Source organism: Mesorhizobium sp. LEGMi-168a (assembly GCF_058312955.1).
Window position 1 is genome coordinate 1 of the sequence record NZ_JBZEGV010000083.1, and the last position, 1,837, is coordinate 1,837.

A 1,837-nucleotide genomic window follows, 5' to 3' on the forward strand; every position below is an offset into this window, starting at 1 on the left:
AGGCGCACGCCACGGGCGTCTGGGGACTGGATGGCCGCGGCCTTGCCGTCGCTTTCGAGGGCCGCGACAACATTCTCGCGCTCCACACATGCGGCAAGGCGCTCGGCGCTTCCGGCGCGCTCGTCACCGGGCCAAGGACGCTGTGCGACTATCTCGTCAACCGCTGCCGGCCGTTCATCTACGCCACCGCGCCGTCGCCGCTGATGGCCGTCGCGGCGCGCGAGGCGCTCGCCATGCTGTCCGACGAGCCGGAACGCCGTACCCGGCTCAATGAAATCGTGGCCTTTGCAGGCCACCAGCTGGCCGAACGCTGCGGAGTAATGCCGTCTGGCTCGCAGATCCAGCCGATCTTGATCGGCGACAACCGGCGCACCATGGCGGCGGCGACGGCACTGCAGGCGCGCGGCTTCGACATACGCGGCATTCGTCCGCCGACCGTGCCGGAAGGGACGTCGCGCTTGCGCATATCGCTGACGCTCAACGTCGATGAAGCCGCTATATCCGCCATGATCGATGCGCTTGTCGAGGCGTTGGCCCAGACACGACCCGAGGTGACATGACCCGAGGCGTCGTCATCACCGGAACGGATACCGGCATCGGCAAGACGGTGTTTTCGGCCGGGCTCGGCGGCTTCTATTGGAAACCGGTGCAATCGGGCCTCGACGGCGAGACCGACAGCGATGTCGTTGCCCGGCTTTCCGGCCTGCCGGCCGGACGTGTCCTGCCGGAAGTTTACCGTCTGAAGACGCCGCTATCACCGCATCGGTCTGCTGAAATCGACGGCGTCGCGATCGAGTCGGCAAAGCTCTCGCTGCCAGAGTTGCCAGGCCCGCTCATCATCGAAGGTGCTGGCGGACTGATGGTGCCGCTCAATCGGCAGACGAGGTTCATCGACATATTCCGGGAATGGCAACTGCCCGTCATCTTGTGCGCGCGCACCGCGCTCGGCACCATCAATCACACACTGCTGTCGATCGAAGCCTTGCGGGCCCTCTCCATTCCGCTCATCGGCGTCGTTTTCATCGGCGAGGAAATGGCGGACAGCCAGAGGACGATCGCGGAGTTCGGTAATGTGCGGCAACTCGGCAGGCTGCCGTATCTTGATCCGTTGACGCCAGAAACGTTGCGAAAAGCGATGATCGCCGGCTTCGACCTTGCGCCGATTGCTGGGGGCGGATGATGTCGCAATCCCGCGTCTGGCACCCTTTCACCCAGCACGCGCTCGAGCCGGCGATCCCCGAAATCGTCCGGACTGAAGGCGCCTATCTCTACAAGGCCGACGGCACGCGCATCCTCGACGCCATCTCCTCCTGGTGGGTCGTCACCCATGGCCACCGCCATCCCCGCATCATCAAGGCCATCGAGACGACTGCCGCGAGCCTTGACCAGATCATCTTCGCCGGCTTCACACACGAACCGGCGGAACGCCTCGCCAGCGCGCTTGTCGACCTTACGCCGCCGCGGCTCGACTGGGTGTTTTATTCCGACAGCGGCTCGACCTCGGTCGAGGTCGCGCTGAAGATGGCGCTCGGCTATTTCAGCAACATCGGCTCGCCGCGTTCGCGCATCGTCGTCATGGAGCACAGCTACCATGGCGACACGATCGGCACGATGAGCGTCGGCGCGCGCGGCGTGTTTAACGCCGCCTACGAGCCGCTGCTGTTCGAGGTCGACACCATCCCCTTTCCCGCTCCCGGCCGCGAGCAGGAGACGCTGGATCGGTTCGAGGCAATTTCTCGTGACCGGCGCGCAGCCGCGCTGATTGTCGAGCCGCTGGTGCTCGGCGCCGGCGGCATGCTGATGTATCCGGCCTGGGTTGTGGCCGAATTGAAGAAGA

At 65.1% G+C, this 1,837-nt stretch carries 3 protein-coding genes; all 3 read left to right on the top strand.

The window, feature by feature from the left end; all coding sequences use genetic code 11:
- Positions 1-560, top strand: a 560-nt coding sequence (locus AC4FWB_RS33960; protein WP_491030578.1) for an aminotransferase class I/II-fold pyridoxal phosphate-dependent enzyme, incomplete at its 5' end; no start/stop codon positions are given.
- Entirely contained in the window at positions 557-1,180 is a 624-nt protein-coding gene (bioD, locus tag AC4FWB_RS33965) for a dethiobiotin synthase (protein WP_491030579.1), read from the top strand. The genes AC4FWB_RS33960 and bioD, both read left to right, overlap by 4 nt.
- The coding region (locus tag AC4FWB_RS33970; protein ID WP_491030580.1) for an aminotransferase class III-fold pyridoxal phosphate-dependent enzyme at positions 1,180-1,837 on the top strand (658 nt) is incomplete at its 3' end. The genes bioD and AC4FWB_RS33970, both read left to right, overlap by 1 nt.

What these genes read in the sequence shown, in the direction of transcription:
- bioD (WP_491030579.1), top strand. Translation starts at nt 557, where the DNA reads ATGACCCGAGGCGTCGTCATCACCGGAACGGATACCGGCATCGGCAAG.